The following is a 15,934-nucleotide window of genomic DNA, read 5'->3' as shown; positions in this document are numbered from 1 at the left end:
GGAAATAATCACTTAGACCTAAAACAATGAAAACCCTGCCTCTCTTCCATCTTTACGGCTCCTTGTCCGTGCCAGTGTGAATCAGGATTACAAAAATCAAGTGACTATTCCATCGAGTTTTTGATAAAAATTAAAATGTTCATTGAAGAAATTTAAAAATAAAACAGATTAGATTGCAGGAGTAATAAAAGAGGTTAATGTTCTAAAAGTAAGTTGAAGAAATTAAACGTCTAATCGTAATTTTCCGAAAACTTAAGGATGTTTTGGAAAGCAAACATTATCTAACCTTAACAGAAACTTTTTATTTGATTTTCAGTGATTCCTTTAATAACTTCCAGTTCACTAATCAAAAATTCATATGCACTATCCAACATTTTTTTTTCGCTTGCATTAAGTGCTTTTTCTTTCTTCATACGCATTAAATCACGTACAACTTCAGCACCTTCTTGGATTTTACCCGTTTTTATTTTGTCTGTGTTTACTTTATATCTTTGTTTCCACGGCAGCAACTTATCTGATTCTCCATGCTGAAAAATGTGGATAATGTGTTTTAATGCAAGTATATCAGTAACTGGTCGTATATTTAAACTCATTATTTTACGCGTTGGAATCATAACTGTCATATGACTGATTGACATTTTTATGACATAATAATGTTCTTTTTCCTCTAAGAATTCTTTTTCTTCTATGGCTTCAATTATACCTGCTCCGTGCATTGGATAAACAATGTTATCGCCAATTTGAAACATATCATCCACCTCCATATATGGTAACTCAACTTAAGGTTAACATATATGGAAAGCGATATCAAATTTATAATAATAACATGATAATTTTTTGGTGTCAATAACTTTTTTTAAAAAAACAACATCAAAACAAGAGGGAACCATTGGGATTTCGAAAAAAGGGAAGGACGATTGGTCCGTGTATATCTTAGAATCTTGACTAATGATCAGAGTTCAGTTTTTCATTGAAAATGAGTTATTAAATATCCATTAGGAGTTCATGACTTGACATTAATGACATGTTTGCAATCTACATGGGCACAATTTAATCACCGATTTTTAACCATTACAAGCTGTTTCTTCAAATCTTTTATTTCACGTTTTTTAGCTTCTTCTTTTTTGATCTTTAAATAAGCTTTAGATTGCTTTTCGATATCGCCTTTTTTCTTATGTATGTCACTGTCGCGATATGCCTTGGCATTATAGTGAATGGGTGTAGCATTTTTGCCCTTACCTGTTGACTCCTGTAACTTTTGAAAGTCTGCTTTAATGAATTGTTCGTTAGGTCCAGTCAGTGCATATTCAGTTTTTAAGTGTTCGTCCACATCGTCTATTTTATCAACCGTCTTTTTCCGTTTGTTTTCGGCAGAAGAGAGCTCATCCTTAAAAGTCTCTGTTGAAAATAAATCAAGTGGAAGAATTTCATCGATCTCATTCAGAATATCTTTCATTGCTTTCTTCTGCTCGGACATCATTGCTTGTGATTTTCTATATGCGTTTGTCAGTTCGTGTTCTAAGAAGGATTCTTCGACATATGCATCGGATAAGCTGGCATGTTCCAGCACATCGGAAATGCTAAAGGAAAACGATCTTCATTTCAATGAAATCAATCCATTGATCGGCGACACCTGTGTGATCGTGAAAAAATGCTTTAAATATTGTTTGCTCCCGTCCCAGAGAACTCACAATCATCAAGATCAGCAACAGCCTTAAATGCTTTTTCAAATTAATCATTTGATTTTTCAATTCTTTATAATCTTTTTGGCGACTTAATAACCAAATATCACCATAGATAAGTTATGGGCTTCCCAAAAAATTGTTGAAGGATAGGTAATAAATTGAACGTAATGGGAATAGAAGTGGGAAAGTAAGGGTGGTTTTTGTTAACCGATTATGGTTAACCCAACTTATCCAAAGCTATAGAAATGATGAATGTGGGGTTAGAAAGTGCCATGCAACAAACCTTCATGACAAGTGATATGGATTTACAATTTTGAGTGCCTTTTTGAAACACACCTGAATTTTTGGTGTGTTTTTGAACGTATCCATACGTGTCACCTAAAGGAAATGAATAAGATGTGGAATTTTTTAAAAATTTTTTATATACTGGAATTAAATCATTAAGGGATTGAAATGAAAAAGATTTATTAAACCGGACTTATGTATTCATGGTTCCTTAATGGAAGGATTAAATGATGAAGCCAGATGGGCATTAGAAGAGCTGAAAAAGCACTATCGGAAGTGTCTTCAGGAGTAGTTCTAAAACCTGGTGACCTTATTATATTAGACAACCATTTAGCGGCACATGCTCGAACGGCCTTTAAACCAAAATATGGGGAAAGACAGATGGTTACAAAGAATGTTTGCTGTAGTTGATAGTAATAAATCAAGTGCAAGTCGTTCTATTAAAAGTCATGTATGTATGCCTTTAAAAATCGAACTTGAATTGCAAAAATAATGGACAGAGTGATCAAACTATTTATTGAAAAATAGTTTGATCACTCTTATTATTTACCATTATGGGGGGATTTTATAAGTGGAGGATATTAATTTTTATACACTATTAATAGTAGTATGTTTCGGATTTCTTGCTTCTTTTATTGATTCAGTAGTGGGAGGAGGAGGACTGATCTCTATACCAGCTTTGTTATTTTCAGGTCTCCCGCCTTCAGTTGCTATCGCTACTAATAAGTTAGCCAGTACAATGGGTACATTAACGAGTACGATTTCCTTTATAAGATCAGGAAAAGTTAATTTTCAGTTAGTATCTAAATTGTTTCCGATTGTTTTTATAGGGTCCTTATTGGGTGCATTAGTTGTCAATTTTATTTCATCTGAATTATTAAAACCATTAATATTAATTCTTTTAGTAGGTGTAGCTATTTACACTATTTTGAAGAAAAACTGGGGTAATGAGTCTACTTATAAAAAACTGACTTGGAAAAAAGCCATTCTTTTTTCTTTTGTAATATTCGCTATTGGTTTTTATGATGGATTTTTAGGTGCAGGAACGGGTTCATTTATTTTATTTGCCTTTTTGATAATAGGCTTCGATTTTTTACAATCTGCAGGAAATGCAAAATTTCTTAATTTCGGCAGTAACATTGCAGCTCTAATTATGTTTCTTTTTCTTCATAAAATTAATTTTTTATATGGTGTACCAATGGGTATATCAATGATATTAGGAGCGCTTGTGGGATCTAACTTCGCAATTAAAAAAGGTGTAACCTATGTGAGAATGTTATTTATTTTAGTTACTGTTATCTTAATAGGAAAAAATATCTTTGATTTTATAATGCATTATTGATGATGGCGATATGAGTATTTCTGTTGCAGTCTGCATACTAATTAATAGGTAAAGAAAGTCGAAAAGGTATACGAAATTCGTCATACAAATTAAAGTTTTGAATGAAAGAGCAGGATGACTCCTGCTCTTTTTTCTTTCTGATTGGGCTAGATTAAACGCAGACGGTTATTCCTTTGGAAAAACAAAAAAAATTTCTTCTATCCATTGATTAGCTTGGCTTTAGCCGGGTTTCTATCACCCTGTTGGGCTTGTCAGGTTTTAAAAAGGTATGCTACGTTTATAATGTTTTGTTTCACCTGATTGCGGGGTAATAAAGATAGGATCAGTAAATAATTCTTAGAAATGACCTAAATCTTTCTGCAACACATAATAAACATATTGGAAGACGTAATGGAAGAACTAAAATAAAGGTTTAGGATACTTTGAAGAAATAAAAGTTTTTTTTCGATTGTGATAATATTCACAATAGAGCTTATGAAGGGGAATCATTTCTCCAAACAGTCTGCAGAAAATACCAACCACAGCCCAAGGATGTATCACTAACCACTTTGGCTGGCATTATCTGTTGGTTGTTTCTCTTTTTGTTGCTGTTTGTATTATTTTTAGTCCAATCGGCAAAAATAAGTTAAGAAAACCGTCGGAAAAGCTGAATTTCATCCTTCTTTCCTGGTTTACAATGTTATTTGGCGCTGAGATGGATATTGGTCTAGTCTTTTAAGGTCCAGTTGAACCGATCAGCCACTATGCCATTAGCTCTCCATCAGGTGAAACAGAAACCCCCAGACTTTTTAGAGAAGCATTACGCTATACATTCTGGGACTGCACGCTTGGACCGTTTATCCGCTTGTATCATGTGGATTTGATCATTAAGGAGTTGATATTATTAAATGAAGTTCAACAAGAAAAAAATTAACGTTGTAGACATTCAAAAAGCGAAGAAAAGCGTGTTTGCTACAGGGATAGGAAACGCGATGGAATGGTTTGATTTTGCTTTATATTCTTATTTGGCAGTTATTATTAGTAAAAACTTTTTCAGTCCGGTTCAAAACGATGAATTAAAGTTAATATTTACTTTTGCTACATTTGCAATTGCCTTTTTACTTAGACCGGTAGGCGGAATTATTTTTGGTAAAATGGGTGATAAATTTGGTCGGAAAATGGTATTAACAATTACTATTTTAATGATGGCTTTATCTACTTTAATAATTGGTGTACTTCCTACCTATGATCAGATTGGTGTATGGGCCCCTATATTATTACTCTTAGCTCGTATTCTGCAAGGTTTTTCTGTGGGTGGAGAGTACGCTGGTGCAATGGTATATATCGCAGAATCTTCTCCAGATAATAAACGTATAAGGTTAGGCAGTGGTTTAGAAATCGGTACATTATCTGGCTATATAGTAGCTTCTGTTTTAGTTACAGTACTTTTCTGGGCTTTATCTGATGTTCAAATGAATAGTTGGGGATGGAGGATTCCTTTCTTCTTAAGTATTCCAATTGGATTATTTGGTTTGTATTTGAGAAGTCATTTAGATGAATCACCAATCTTTGAAAATGACATCTCTGAAAACCAAGAACAACAACCAGGTTTATTAGAAGTAATTAAAACATATAAAAAAGATATCTTTTTATGTATCGTATTTGTGGCGTTTTTCAATATAACCAATTACCTATTGTTAGGTTATATGCCTTCTTATTTAGATGAGAACCTTGGTATAAGTGATAATATAAGTACACCGGTTACAGCAATTGTATTGATTATTATGGTACCGTTCGCTTTAACTTTTGGTAAACTGGGAGATAAATTAGGAAATAAAAAAGTTATAACAATTGGATTAGTATTGGGAATTGTATTTTCGATTATCTCTTTCCAATTTCTTAATATGGGGAATATAACATTCTTATTTATAGGACTTTTATTGTTAGGTATTGTATTATCTGTATATGAAGGTACTATGCCAGGATCTTTACCTACGTTGTTCCATACTGACATTAGATATCGTACATTATCCTGGACATTCAACTTATCGGTTTCTATTTTTGGCGGAACAACACCCTTAGTTGCTTCTTGGTTAACCCATGTGACAAGAAACAATTTGGCGCCAGGTTTTTATTTATTAGCAGTTAGTCTAATTGGCTTAATAGTGGTGTTAACCTTATTTAAAGATACTTCAGGTAAATCTTTAAAAGGTTCTTACCCAACAGTTGCTTCTAAAGCTGAGTTTCAAGAAGCTGTTGAAAATCCAAAAGATTCACTGTGGTGGAAAATGGAGCAAACAGAAAAGGAATGAAAAAAGCATCAATTTAATTGACCGACTACTCGACATACAGACTCAGAATAATCCGGGATTATCCCAGCAGCAATGACTGCAGCTCTTTTATATTTTGGAGGGCTTACTGCTTTGCAAAAGCAGCGTTGCTATTCTCGATCGTCATTATTTAATTGGTTGTGTCCTAAAAATAAAACATTGACGCAAGAACAAAGAGAAATTAAAAGGTCCGAGCAATACAGCAAAATAAGAAGCAAGAAGCTTTGTTATGCCAGTTCTTCTCCCGAAGGAGAGCTGGCTTTTTATTTTCTATATGGGGAACTTGTACGCTAACTAATAATCCTATTAAGGCATGTCCTTTCAAGGTATCTTAGAAGAACATGAGGGGTTCATTGTCATCCTGACCAAATTGTCATCACTTCAGGTGCAACCCAAGGACTTTCCCTTATAGCAAAATTGTTATTGTCACCGGGTGATGAAGTCATTATTGAAGATCCTATTACACATGAAATTCAAACTATTTTTTCATCACCCGGCAGCTCGTTATACCCTATACCAGTAGATCATAATGGGATGCGAACGGAGCTGCTGCCCCACGATAAAAAACCAAGTTTTGTATTTGTCACTCCGTCTCATCAATTCCCAATCGGCGGTACATTAACAATTCAACGCCGTATTCAATTAATACAGTTTGCGCGTCAATCAAATTGTTATATCGTAGAGGATGATTACGATAGTGAATTTCGATATAAGGGATCACCTATAAGTTCCCTTCAGGGGTTAGACCCGTCAAGAGTTATTTATATCGGTACATTCAGTAAGATCTTATCACCGGCACTGCGTCTTGGATATTTAGTTCTTCCGCCGTCTCTCGTTGAGAAGTGTAAGAATCTAAAATGGTTTACAGATCTTCATACCTCTTCCTTGGAGCAGCTTACACTTGCAAACTTTATTGAGGATCGTTATCTAGAACACCATATTAGTAAAATGAAAAAAGTGTATAAGAAACGTCGTGAGGCTTTAAAACAAAGCCTGAACCGTGAATTTGGAGATGAGGTCAAGATATTTGGAGATTCGACAGGTCTCCATTTAATAGCGAGTTTTAAAAATGTCATTTTTTCTGAACAGGTGCTGAAAAAGTTAGATCAGCATAAAATTAAAATTTACCCGGTTGAACTCCATACGATCCAGAAAGGGGTTCATAAAAACAAAATTATTTTAGGTTACGGAAATTTAGCTGAGAAAGAAATAGAAGAAGGGATACGAAGATTGAAAGCTGCTTTGTCTTCAAAAGCATTAACATTATAGGCGCTGTACTTGAATGGATATTTTTCTGGAAATTTAAATTGTATTCAGTTTAACATGCAACATTTCCAAAAACCTTGAATGAAAAAAATCCCCACTAAACAGGGGAGGATCATTTCGGGATGAAACGAAAACGAGTAGAAGAGCTGGTTTCAAGAATGTTTTGCTTCATCTGTTTTAAAAACGTCACGCCGTCTCGGCCGCACCCCAATGATACCAAGGGTTTTAACGCCCTTGGTATTTTTTGTTTTAAAATAAGCCGTCTGATCTGTCAGCGAATTCAGGGCGTTAAACCGCCCGACTGTGACAGGTACATGATCCTTCATTACTTTTTTGAATGTAACTTCCCCGCATTATTCTTCTTTTAACATTGAATACTTTCGATACGCTTTATAGAAACTGATGCCGAAGATAACAGCCATAAGGGCGGGAAGCGACCTCAAAATGGCAAATGGAGTTTCAAATAAAAATGCTTTCCAAAACATTGAGCCTTCCATACTCCACAGGCCTTCAGCTAAATATAAACCTGAATCCTTGTAAAACATATAAGAAATAAACAAACACAGGAAACCAAAACTTGATGAATAACTCATTAATCTTTTATAATAATTACTCTTTGATTGGCGATCCGAGAAGATTTCATTTTGACCATCATCTTCTTTTTGCCAATATCGAGTTCCAAGCCCCCAAGGGCCATTTATATAACTCCAGCCGAAGTCTTCATAAATTCCTTTGTAATCTTTGAACTTTTTGTTTGATAAATAATCTTGATAATCCACTCGCATTACATATCTCTTATCGGTTTTTTCGAAGGTGTATATTCCTAATCCGCTAATATTTGTACAACGATAGCCGTTTTGTAATTGCTCGTTCAGCCATTGCTCCTCTTTTTCAATATCAAAAAACATCTTAAATTTCTTCATTCGATTCACTTCCTTCGTACAGGAATAAAATATGCAATAACCTGTTTTGTTCCATTTTCAAAATGGCGCTTCCTTCCGCAGTTATCATATAGACTTTTCTCCGGCCCGACTCTCCGACAGGCTCAATCCAGCCATGCTTATTCAAATTTTCAATCGCGCCGTATAAAGTGCCGGCCGCTAATATAACAGTACCGTTACTCATCTTTTCTATCTTCTGCATGGCGGCATAGCCATGAAGCGGCTCACGCAGAGCTAATAAAATGTAATGCATGGTTTCAGACAGCGGTAATAATTTATGTTTCATATCCTCACCCTCTATTCAGTTCGACTATATAGTTCAACTTTATAATAATGTAATACAGTTCAACTGAATAGTCAATGAGTTTTTCAAAATTTGTAAAAGGAACTTGAAGTAAAAAAGAATTTATGGCGGTGCATAACGGTTCTCCGATGAAACAGTGCCGTTTATTTTCAATGTGTTTTTTAGAAATAAAAGGTGCTCATTACAAAAAAGGTAGAAGGATTGAAAAATATAGTTGACTTAAGCAACTGTCTCGATTACGATGAAAAAAAGTTGCTTAAGTCAATCATTTGGAGGAGGAACATCAATTTGGAAACAAAACGTGTTTTGGCATTCAGACAATTTAATAGATTTTATACAGATATTTTGGGTTTTCTGAATGAACATATTTATGACAGTCCATTCTCTTTAACAGAAACCAGGATTTTATACGAAATTTATAATACGCCGGATTGTACAGCAAAAATCATTCAAGAAAAATTAGACCTGGACAGAGGATATGTAAGCAGAATTATCAGAAAATTAGAAAAGGAAGGCTTCATATATAAGCAAAAATGCAGAGAAGACGCACGTAATCATTTCCTTTATGTCACCGAGTCAGGGAAAAGTCTTTATAAAAGTCTGGAGAAAAAAGCCAATCAGCAAGTTGAATATATCCTTGAATGCATAGACAAAGAGGAACAAGAAAAACTTGTAGAATCAATGGAAACCATTCAAAACATTTTGCAGCATTCTTTTTATGATAAAGAATCTCCGATTTCAATAAGAGACTATTATACTTCAGAGGATGTCAAAAACATAATTGAAAAACAGCGATTATTTTATGCCAAATCCCATGGGTGGGATGACACATTCTTATCTTATCTTCGCGATACGTTTAAAGCTGATATTGAAAAAATATGGGTGGCAGAAAGCGGGAATCAATTTGCGGGTTGTATCGGCTTAGTGAATGACGATGAAAAAACAGGACAGTTAAGATGGTTTTTAGTCGATCCGTCTTTTCAAAGAAAAGGTGTCGGCAGCCGTCTGATGAAGGAACTTGTTCAATATTGTAAAGAAAATGGATACGAGCGCATATTTCTTTGGACGGTAAAAGACATGTCAACAGCCCGGCCATTGTATAAAAAAACCGGATTCGAAATGACAGAAGTTCATGAAGAGAAACCTTTATGGGGATCAAATTTAATAGAAGAGCGCTGGGATTTGGAATTATAAATAAGAGTGAGGGGGGATAGGATGCGAATAAAATATCACTACGCATGGATCATTGTTTTTGTCAGTTTTTTAACCTTATTAGCGGTTCAAGGGGCACGTCTTTCATTTGGAGCTTTTGTTGAACCGTGGGAAAAAGATTTTTCCATGAACAGAGGAACAATCTCCCTTATTTCTACTCTGAGTTTTATCATATATGGCATATCTCAGCCCATAATAGGGAGGCTGGTTGATAAATTAGGCCCCCGAATGATTTTGTCAGTCAGCACTTTCTTGGTCGGGCTTAGCTTTATTTTAACTTCTTTTGTGAATCATCCATGGCAATTATTTATCCTTTACGGAATTGTTATCTCCATCGGTGTTGGAGGGGCATCTAATGTAGCCGCAACAGTTGTGGTTACAAATTGGTTTAATGAAAAACGCGGGCTTGCTTTTGGCATTATGGAGGCGGGGTTTGGCGCTGGTCAGATGCTTCTTGTTCCCGGCTCTCTCATTTTGATTCAATGGTTTGACTGGAAGTTAACTGTAGTGATTTTGGGTCTGCTTTTAATGGTTATTGTGTTTCCTGTCATCCTGTTATTTTTACGGAATCATCCCGGCGAGATGGGGTTATCTCCTATGGGCGGCTTGATGAAAGAAGAAGCTGGAAGTGGGCAGCATACGACCCGCATTTCTGTTTGGGAAGTATTTTGCAAGAAACAATTCTGGTTTTTAATATTACCCTTTGCGATATGCGGTTTTACAACTACAGGTCTGATGGATACTCACCTTATTCCTTTTTCTCATGACCATGGGTTTTCAACAAGTGTAACCAGTGCTGCAGTTAGTGTGTTGGCGGGATTTAATATTTTGGGGATAATCATTTCAGGAATTGCGGCAGACCGCTGGAGCAGTAAAAAGATGCTTATTCTTTTATATGTCATCCGCGCATTATCAATTTGCATCCTGTTATACAGTCATCATCCGGTTATATTACTTATTTTTGCAATTCTGTTTGGGCTGGTTGATTTTGCAACTGTAGCTCCTGCCCAAATGTTAGCCACGCAATATTTTAAGCAATATTCAGTTGGATTTATTTTAGGCTGGTTATTCCTGAGCCATCAGATAGGATCAGCACTGGGAGCTTATGTACCGGGTTTTCTTTATAGTGAATTGGGTAACTATGATCCTTCTTTTTATTTCTCAATTATTATTTTGTTTGGAGCGGCAATATTTACTTGCTTACTGCCTGAAACGGTGAAAATAAAAAAAGAGCAAAAGCCGGAGACCGATTCAGTTTCATATTAAGCAGTCCTCTCCGGCCGCATCTAAAAATACCAAGGGTTTTTCCACCCTTGGTATTTTGTCTGTTCTTATTTGTTGTTCCAGTTTTTCTCTATGAATTCAATCGCAGGCTGTAAGTTGGTTTTGTTTGCAATTTCAATGACAGCGGGAACGACGGCAGGGTCCGTTTTGGAGAAGTTCGGAATCCGCGGATCTAATCGGAAAAAACGATCTCCCAGAAGATTCGCACTGACCATGGATTCATAGTAACCATTTCCGCCAGCAATTATCTGAAGAAATGGCAGTAAAGGTTCATTAGGCGACCTGTCCAAAAGGACTCCCCAATTTGGAGGAAGGTTCTTCAGATTTTCGGGACGTATGTTATCTGCACTTACCATTCCCCATCCCCTCGTATCTCTTCTTAACCGGGTCGGGGCTTCACCTGTTCCGATGGACAATACCGCAATTTGATCCAATGGCACGTTGGCTTTACCAACTGCAAACGCGATACTGGCTGTACTGGGGTTCGTTGCTACTACATATCCGTCCACGTAGTTTTGATAGGCGCGTTGCGTCGCAGGGGCACCGCTGCTCCGCAGTATGACATCACTCACTTTCTCATTTAAATAGGGAGAGCCGGGAAAGTTGTGAAATAATACAGGAGTCCAACGATCCAGTTTTGGAGAGTATAATTTAAATGAAGGGACAACAATTCGCTTTCTTAAATCTTTGAGACGAAGATCTGCCGGGAAAAAATTCCGTACCGCTTTAATAAAACCGGAATATGGTAATTGTTGATTGAAAACGGGTCCGCCCGGCCGGGAAACGCTGAATGCGGGCAGGATTTTTTCCTTAAAATAGCGGAATGTCTCATGCGGCGATCTTCCGCTGGCTAATGCAAGGGCAGTGAATGAACCGATTGAATTTCCTGAAAACACGTGGGTTCGGCTTATTAAAGTGGGATTTTGTTTAACCAGTCTGTTCAATAGCTGTAAACTTAAAGCACCTAACGTACCTCCCCCATCAAAGGTCATGATCCGATATTTTGCCAAAGCTGATGTCTCCTTTCTAATGAAAACTATCATTCAGTATATGCTCAACCAGAGTCTATTGTATGGATGAATGAAGATCTCTTTATCTTAAAAATTTATCAATCCAGCGGGTTGGGAAATAATATCTTCTTTATTTGAAGAGGTTTTTCCGGGAAGAAGGAGAATGATTTAAAAATAAGTGAGACGGCGAAGCATTAAGTTATGGACAGGTATATCTAAGGAAAGATGGACTGGCGCCCGGATTCCGAAGCCATGTCGTGTAAGGAAATGATAAGACATGTTTTAGAAGCAGAATGTCTTTATCATCAAATTTTACTAAAACATATGAATGAGACTTCAGAGGAATCTGCTAATCCTTATGAATCAAAAACGTTTACCACAGCAGCCGAAGAATTAGAATTTGCAAAACCGTTTCGGACCGAGTTTTTGACATTCATCAAATCTTTAAATGAAACCGATTTAACAAATATAAAGATTGATAGGTCTGATGTTGGGTACGTCCGTGAACTGGGGGACATGTTATTAAGGATTGCTTATCATGAGTCAGTACATACCGGTCAGCTTTTAGACTATCTCAGAACTGCTGAAGTGGAGCGGCCTTTCATTTGGGACTAGTTAAAATCAGGAGAAGAACAAAGGCGGACATATATGTCTTTAGTTTTACACGGGAAGGGGAAAGAATGGAATATAAACCGATTAATTTTCAAGAGAAATTAGCTGCATTCCAAGATCAATGGTCTCCAAAAGTAATTGCTGAAATGAATGATTATCAATTTAAACTTGTTAAAGTACAAGGGGACTTTGTTTGGCATAAGCATGAGGAAACAGATGAGGTCTTTATTGTGATTGAGGGGAATTTAATCATTGAATTTCGTGATGGAGAAGTAAAATTAAATGAAGGTGAAATGTTTGTCATTCCGAAAAATGCTGAACATAAACCTTATGCAGAATCAGAGTGTAAAATTTTGCTTGTAGAGCCTAAAGGTGTTGTGAATACCGGGGAAGAAATAACTGATCAAACAGCTGAAAATGATGTCTGGATCTAGCCTGTAGTGATAAACCGAAATTAAGAAAGGTTTAAGTTTAAATATTGAAAAATTTTGTTAATATTATAATACATTGTTTGGAAATTTTATCATTTGATAAGGAGTTTTCTAATTGCGTTGGAGTAAATGGTTCAATATTTTTTGTATAGTTGCATTGGGATCAATATATGGTTATAAATTATTGACTAACCAAGAAGTGAACACTACTCGTTTAATAATAGCTTCAGTAGTTGTCTTGTGGAACATTGTTGGACTTTTTAGCAAAGAACCGGTAAAACAAACACAGCAAGCAAATTAAAAGTCAAAAAAGTCGGTACAGAAGGAGGCTGCAGCGTGCAGCATCTCTCAGTCTCACAAAAAACCAAGGGTTCAGCCCCTTGGTTTTTTTGTGGTTTTCGCAGCTTATTTTTTTCAAGTTTATTGCAGGCATCCAGAGTCTGTTGTATGGATAAATGAAAATTGAGGCTGAAATGTGCTGGTTAACTAAATGAATAGTCCAAGCTGGAGTCTTTTATATACATAGTATGAAGAGATTAAAAAATATGAGAAGGAGTGGTAGTTCATGTATTATAACCCAGGTGAAAATCACGTTCAGAAAAAACCATACGACGAAGCCTGTGACCTTGGCCATGATTTTGATATGGCGGAAGACGAAGCAAGAGCAGAAGCTGCAAGAGAAGCAGAAGCGAGAGCAAGAGCGGAAGAGGCAATAGCAAGAGCGGAAGAAGCAAGAGCCAGAACAGCAGAAGCAGAAAGACTAGCAGCAGAAGCAAAGGTAAAAGCGGCAAAAGCAGCAAAAGCAGCAGCAAAAGCGAAATGTAAAAAACATCATAAGAAAGAGAAAAAACATGATTGCAAACGGAAACACAAGAAGAAAAAATAAGAGAAATTCCGGCCCAAGGCTGCAAAAACGATAAAGAAAAAGATTCTTGTTGGAGGATCAAACAGGAAGATTACTCAGCTGGTGCGGCAAAAAGGACGCATAGCAGGGCAAACAAAAACTTTCCTATGAGCTTCCATAGCCGGGTCAGTATATCACGCCAATCATATTAAAAAGATAGGAGAGACAAGAGTTTCGGCAACTTGCCGCTCTTGTCTTTTTTGTGTTTTTATATCATCTTCGCGTATTTGTATTTATTTTTAAGTCAGCAGATCATCCGTCTAAGAATTTGTCCAAATCCTGCATATACTGGAATCGGAATCAAATGTTTATGGGGAGTGAAACAGATGGGATCAACACAGTTAACAGGGCGCGTCATCTTCAAAGGGGACCCCGGCTATGCACAGGCGGTTAAGAATTGGAACCCTTATGTTGATGTCTGTCCGCTTGTCTTTGTTTTTGCACAAAATTCATACGATGTAAGTAATGCGATTAAATGGGCGCGTGAGAATAATGTGCCTTTGCGTGTCAGAAGCGGCCGCCATGCTCTGGATAGAAACCTTTCAGTCGTAAGTGATGGAATAGTTATTGATGTGAGTGACATGAATAAAGTTTTATTAGACGAAAAAAACGCGATTGCAACCGTTCAAACCGGCATTCACGTCGGCCCGCTTGTGAAAGGATTGGCCCGGGATGGTTTTATGGCTCCGTTTGGAGACAGTCCGACAGTGGGAATCGGAGGAATTACGATGGGCGGCGGGTTTGGAGTGCTTTCACGATCAATCGGCCTGATAAGTGATAACCTTCTCGCACTGAAAATGGTAGATGCAAAAGGCAGGATCATTCAAGCAAATCAATCTCACAATGAAGATTTACTATGGGCTTCCAGAGGCGGCGGGGGAGGCAACTTCGGATATAATACCCAATACACGTTCAAAGTTCACCGTGCTCCTAAAACTGCAACCGTCTTTAATATTATTTGGCCATGGGAGCAGTTGGAGACGGTCTTTAAAGCTTGGCAAAAGTGGGCGCCGTTTACAGACGAACGATTGGGGTGCTACCTTGAGATTTACAGCAAAGTAAATGGCTTGTGTCATGCGGAAGGATTGTTCCTCGGTTCAAAACCTGAGCTGATTCAATTATTAAAACCTTTATTAAATGCCGGAACCCCGACACGGACAATTATCAAAACATTATACTATCCGGATTGCATAGATTTCCTGGACCCTGATGAACCGATCCCGGGAAGATCTGATCAGAGTGTTAAATTCTCCTCGGCGTGGGCGCTAAATCTTTGGCCGGAAAAACCTATTTCAGTGATGAGACAATTTTTAGAAAAAGCCACCGGGACAGAAACAAATTTCTTTTTTATCAATTGGGGCGGTGCGATAAGCAGAGTTCCCAGCAGCGAAACAGCCTTCTTTTGGCGCCGTCCATTGTTTTATACGGAATGGACGGCCAGTTGGAAAAATAAATCACAAGAAGCCTCGAACCTTGCATCAGTTGAAAGAGTGCGTCAGCTGTTGAAACCATATGTAACAGGTTCATACGTCAATGTTCCGGATCAGAATATTGAAAATTTCGGAAAAGCATATTATGGCTCAAACTTTGCAAGGCTTCAAAGAGTAAAGGCGAAATACGATCCCGAAAATGTATTTCATTTTCCGCAAAGCATCCCGCCATCGTATAAATAGTTTGATCGTTTTGGGAAACAAAATAAAAAACACACCAGAACATTCAGGTGTGTTTTTTATTGTTGCTATAAAATTTGGTTATTCACTTGCATCCCAGTGCGGATTCCAAACGATTTCCCATAAGTGTCCATCGGGGTCTTGGAAGTGACCGGAGTATCCGCCCCAAAAAGTATCATGAGCGGGATCAGTTATCGTCGCTCCTGCCTGTTTTGCCTGTTCCATGACTTTATCGACTTCAGCTTTACTCGTAACATGATGTCCTAATGTAAATTCTGCCGGGCTTGATGCAGTTAAAACAACGTTTGTCTCATGTGCGAGGTCTTTACGATTCCAAATGGCCAGTTTCAGTCCTGTTTGTAAGTCAAAAAAGGCAACGGCGCCATGTTCAAACTCTTTTCCGACTATTCCCTCAGCAGGCAGTCCGAGGCCGTCCCGATAGAAGCGAAGTGATCGTTCCAGATGATCTACGCCTAAAGTGATGACTGTAACCCGCGGTTTCATAAAAATATAACCTCCCAAGCTGATAATAAGAAAATGATATCAAGTTTCATTATTGCACTGCAGCACCATATAGAAAAGATTTTGACATTTCAGTAAAGAACCTATATATTCATATGTGAGCACATAATCATATATGATTATTTTTGTGTACATGTTAGAATGCTTCATAACAGAA

14 protein-coding genes and 4 pseudogenes are annotated in these 15,934 nt (G+C 37.2%); 12 read left to right on the top strand and 6 right to left on the bottom strand.

The window, feature by feature from the left end:
• Positions 1-287 precede the first annotated feature (287 nt).
• On the bottom strand, positions 288-749 hold the full coding sequence (locus tag Y79_RS0107660; protein WP_016937143.1) for a CarD family transcriptional regulator: 462 nt from the start codon (positions 747-749) through the stop codon (positions 288-290).
• 326 nt (positions 750-1,075) lie between these two features.
• Positions 1,076-1,799 (bottom strand): annotated as a pseudogene (locus tag Y79_RS1000000120370) (T7SS effector LXG polymorphic toxin); the annotation flags it as partial.
• Between the two features lie 411 nt (positions 1,800-2,210).
• On the opposite strand from Y79_RS1000000120370, the gene Y79_RS1000000122030 reads away from it, so the two are divergent.
• The 5 genes and pseudogenes from Y79_RS1000000122030 to pdxR form a co-directional block, all read left to right on the top strand.
• Complete coding sequence (locus Y79_RS1000000122030) at positions 2,211-2,381, top strand: TauD/TfdA family dioxygenase (protein WP_223152404.1); 171 nt, start codon at positions 2,211-2,213, stop codon at positions 2,379-2,381.
• 160 nt (positions 2,382-2,541) lie between these two features.
• Entirely contained in the window at positions 2,542-3,312 is a 771-nt protein-coding gene (locus tag Y79_RS0107645; protein ID WP_016937142.1) for a TSUP family transporter, read from the top strand.
• 481 nt (positions 3,313-3,793) lie between these two features.
• A pseudogene (locus tag Y79_RS1000000120740) lies at positions 3,794-4,164 on the top strand (BCCT family transporter); the annotation flags it as partial.
• A gap of 35 nt (positions 4,165-4,199) precedes the next feature.
• On the top strand, positions 4,200-5,603 hold the full coding sequence (locus Y79_RS0107640) for an MFS transporter (protein ID WP_016937141.1): 1,404 nt from the start codon (positions 4,200-4,202) through the stop codon (positions 5,601-5,603).
• Positions 5,604-5,927: 324 nt separating this feature from the next.
• A pseudogene (gene pdxR / locus Y79_RS0107635) lies at positions 5,928-6,890 on the top strand (MocR-like pyridoxine biosynthesis transcription factor PdxR); the annotation flags it as partial.
• Between the two features lie 350 nt (positions 6,891-7,240).
• Here pdxR and Y79_RS0107625 read toward each other — a convergent pair.
• Positions 7,241-7,810 (bottom strand): DUF2812 domain-containing protein, encoded by a 570-nt coding sequence (locus tag Y79_RS0107625; protein ID WP_016937138.1) that lies wholly within the window; start codon positions 7,808-7,810, stop codon positions 7,241-7,243.
• Entirely contained in the window at positions 7,797-8,114 is a 318-nt protein-coding gene (locus tag Y79_RS0107620; RefSeq protein WP_016937137.1) for a PadR family transcriptional regulator, read from the bottom strand. Before Y79_RS0107620 ends, Y79_RS0107625 begins: the two co-directional genes overlap by 14 nt.
• A 306-nt stretch (positions 8,115-8,420) precedes the next feature.
• Between Y79_RS0107620 and Y79_RS0107615 the strand changes: the two genes are divergently transcribed.
• Complete coding sequence (locus tag Y79_RS0107615) at positions 8,421-9,326, top strand: bifunctional helix-turn-helix transcriptional regulator/GNAT family N-acetyltransferase (protein WP_016937136.1); 906 nt, start codon at positions 8,421-8,423, stop codon at positions 9,324-9,326.
• 21 nt (positions 9,327-9,347) lie between these two features.
• Positions 9,348-10,610, top strand: a complete 1,263-nt coding sequence (locus tag Y79_RS0107610) for an MFS transporter (RefSeq protein ID WP_016937135.1) — start codon at positions 9,348-9,350, stop codon at positions 10,608-10,610.
• Between the two features lie 65 nt (positions 10,611-10,675).
• Here Y79_RS0107610 and cotR read toward each other — a convergent pair whose 3' ends face one another.
• The gene (cotR, locus tag Y79_RS0107605) at positions 10,676-11,638 is read right to left on the bottom strand and encodes a sporulation hydrolase CotR (protein ID WP_016937134.1); all 963 of its coding nucleotides are present in this window, start codon (positions 11,636-11,638) and stop codon (positions 10,676-10,678) included.
• A gap of 178 nt (positions 11,639-11,816) precedes the next feature.
• Between cotR and Y79_RS0107600 the strand changes: the two are divergent.
• The 5 genes and pseudogenes from Y79_RS0107600 (at position 11,817) to Y79_RS0107580 (ending at position 15,258) form a co-directional block, all read left to right on the top strand.
• Positions 11,817-12,253, top strand: a pseudogene (locus Y79_RS0107600) (DinB family protein).
• Between the two features lie 65 nt (positions 12,254-12,318).
• Positions 12,319-12,684 (top strand): cupin domain-containing protein, encoded by a 366-nt coding sequence (locus tag Y79_RS0107595; protein WP_016937133.1) that lies wholly within the window; start codon positions 12,319-12,321, stop codon positions 12,682-12,684.
• Positions 12,685-12,796: 112 nt separating this feature from the next.
• Complete coding sequence (locus tag Y79_RS0107590) at positions 12,797-12,982, top strand: hypothetical protein (RefSeq protein ID WP_016937132.1); 186 nt, start codon at positions 12,797-12,799, stop codon at positions 12,980-12,982.
• 264 nt (positions 12,983-13,246) lie between these two features.
• Entirely contained in the window at positions 13,247-13,567 is a 321-nt protein-coding gene (locus Y79_RS0107585) for a hypothetical protein (RefSeq protein WP_016937131.1), read from the top strand.
• Positions 13,568-13,911: 344 nt separating this feature from the next.
• Positions 13,912-15,258, top strand: a complete 1,347-nt coding sequence (locus Y79_RS0107580; protein ID WP_016937130.1) for an FAD-binding oxidoreductase — start codon at positions 13,912-13,914, stop codon at positions 15,256-15,258.
• A gap of 78 nt (positions 15,259-15,336) precedes the next feature.
• On the opposite strand, the gene Y79_RS0107575 is transcribed toward Y79_RS0107580, so the two are convergent.
• Complete coding sequence (locus Y79_RS0107575; protein WP_016937129.1) at positions 15,337-15,759, bottom strand: VOC family protein; 423 nt, start codon at positions 15,757-15,759, stop codon at positions 15,337-15,339.
• Between the last annotated feature and the right edge of the window lie 175 nt (positions 15,760-15,934).

The sequence above is a fragment of the Bacillus siamensis KCTC 13613 genome (genome assembly GCF_000262045.1).
Classification (GTDB): domain Bacteria; phylum Bacillota; class Bacilli; order Bacillales; family Bacillaceae; genus Bacillus; species Bacillus siamensis.
The sequence above is the reverse complement of the archived record's forward strand: the minus strand, read 5'-3'. Positions and strand labels throughout refer to the sequence as shown.

What these genes read in the sequence shown, in the direction of transcription:
- Y79_RS0107620 (WP_016937137.1), bottom strand. Translation starts at nt 8,114, where the DNA reads ATGAAACATAAATTATTACCGCTGTCTGAAACCATGCATTACATTTTA.
- Y79_RS0107595 (WP_016937133.1), top strand. Translation starts at nt 12,319, where the DNA reads ATGGAATATAAACCGATTAATTTTCAAGAGAAATTAGCTGCATTCCAA.
- Y79_RS0107610 (WP_016937135.1), top strand. Translation starts at nt 9,348, where the DNA reads ATGCGAATAAAATATCACTACGCATGGATCATTGTTTTTGTCAGTTTT.
- Y79_RS0107625 (WP_016937138.1), bottom strand. Translation starts at nt 7,810, where the DNA reads ATGAAGAAATTTAAGATGTTTTTTGATATTGAAAAAGAGGAGCAATGG.
- Y79_RS0107660 (WP_016937143.1), bottom strand. Translation starts at nt 749, where the DNA reads ATGTTTCAAATTGGCGATAACATTGTTTATCCAATGCACGGAGCAGGT.
- Y79_RS0107640 (WP_016937141.1), top strand. Translation starts at nt 4,200, where the DNA reads ATGAAGTTCAACAAGAAAAAAATTAACGTTGTAGACATTCAAAAAGCG.
- Y79_RS0107575 (WP_016937129.1), bottom strand. Translation starts at nt 15,759, where the DNA reads ATGAAACCGCGGGTTACAGTCATCACTTTAGGCGTAGATCATCTGGAA.
- Y79_RS0107585 (WP_016937131.1), top strand. Translation starts at nt 13,247, where the DNA reads ATGTATTATAACCCAGGTGAAAATCACGTTCAGAAAAAACCATACGAC.
- Y79_RS0107580 (WP_016937130.1), top strand. Translation starts at nt 13,912, where the DNA reads ATGGGATCAACACAGTTAACAGGGCGCGTCATCTTCAAAGGGGACCCC.
- Y79_RS1000000122030 (WP_223152404.1), top strand. Translation starts at nt 2,211, where the DNA reads ATGGGCATTAGAAGAGCTGAAAAAGCACTATCGGAAGTGTCTTCAGGA.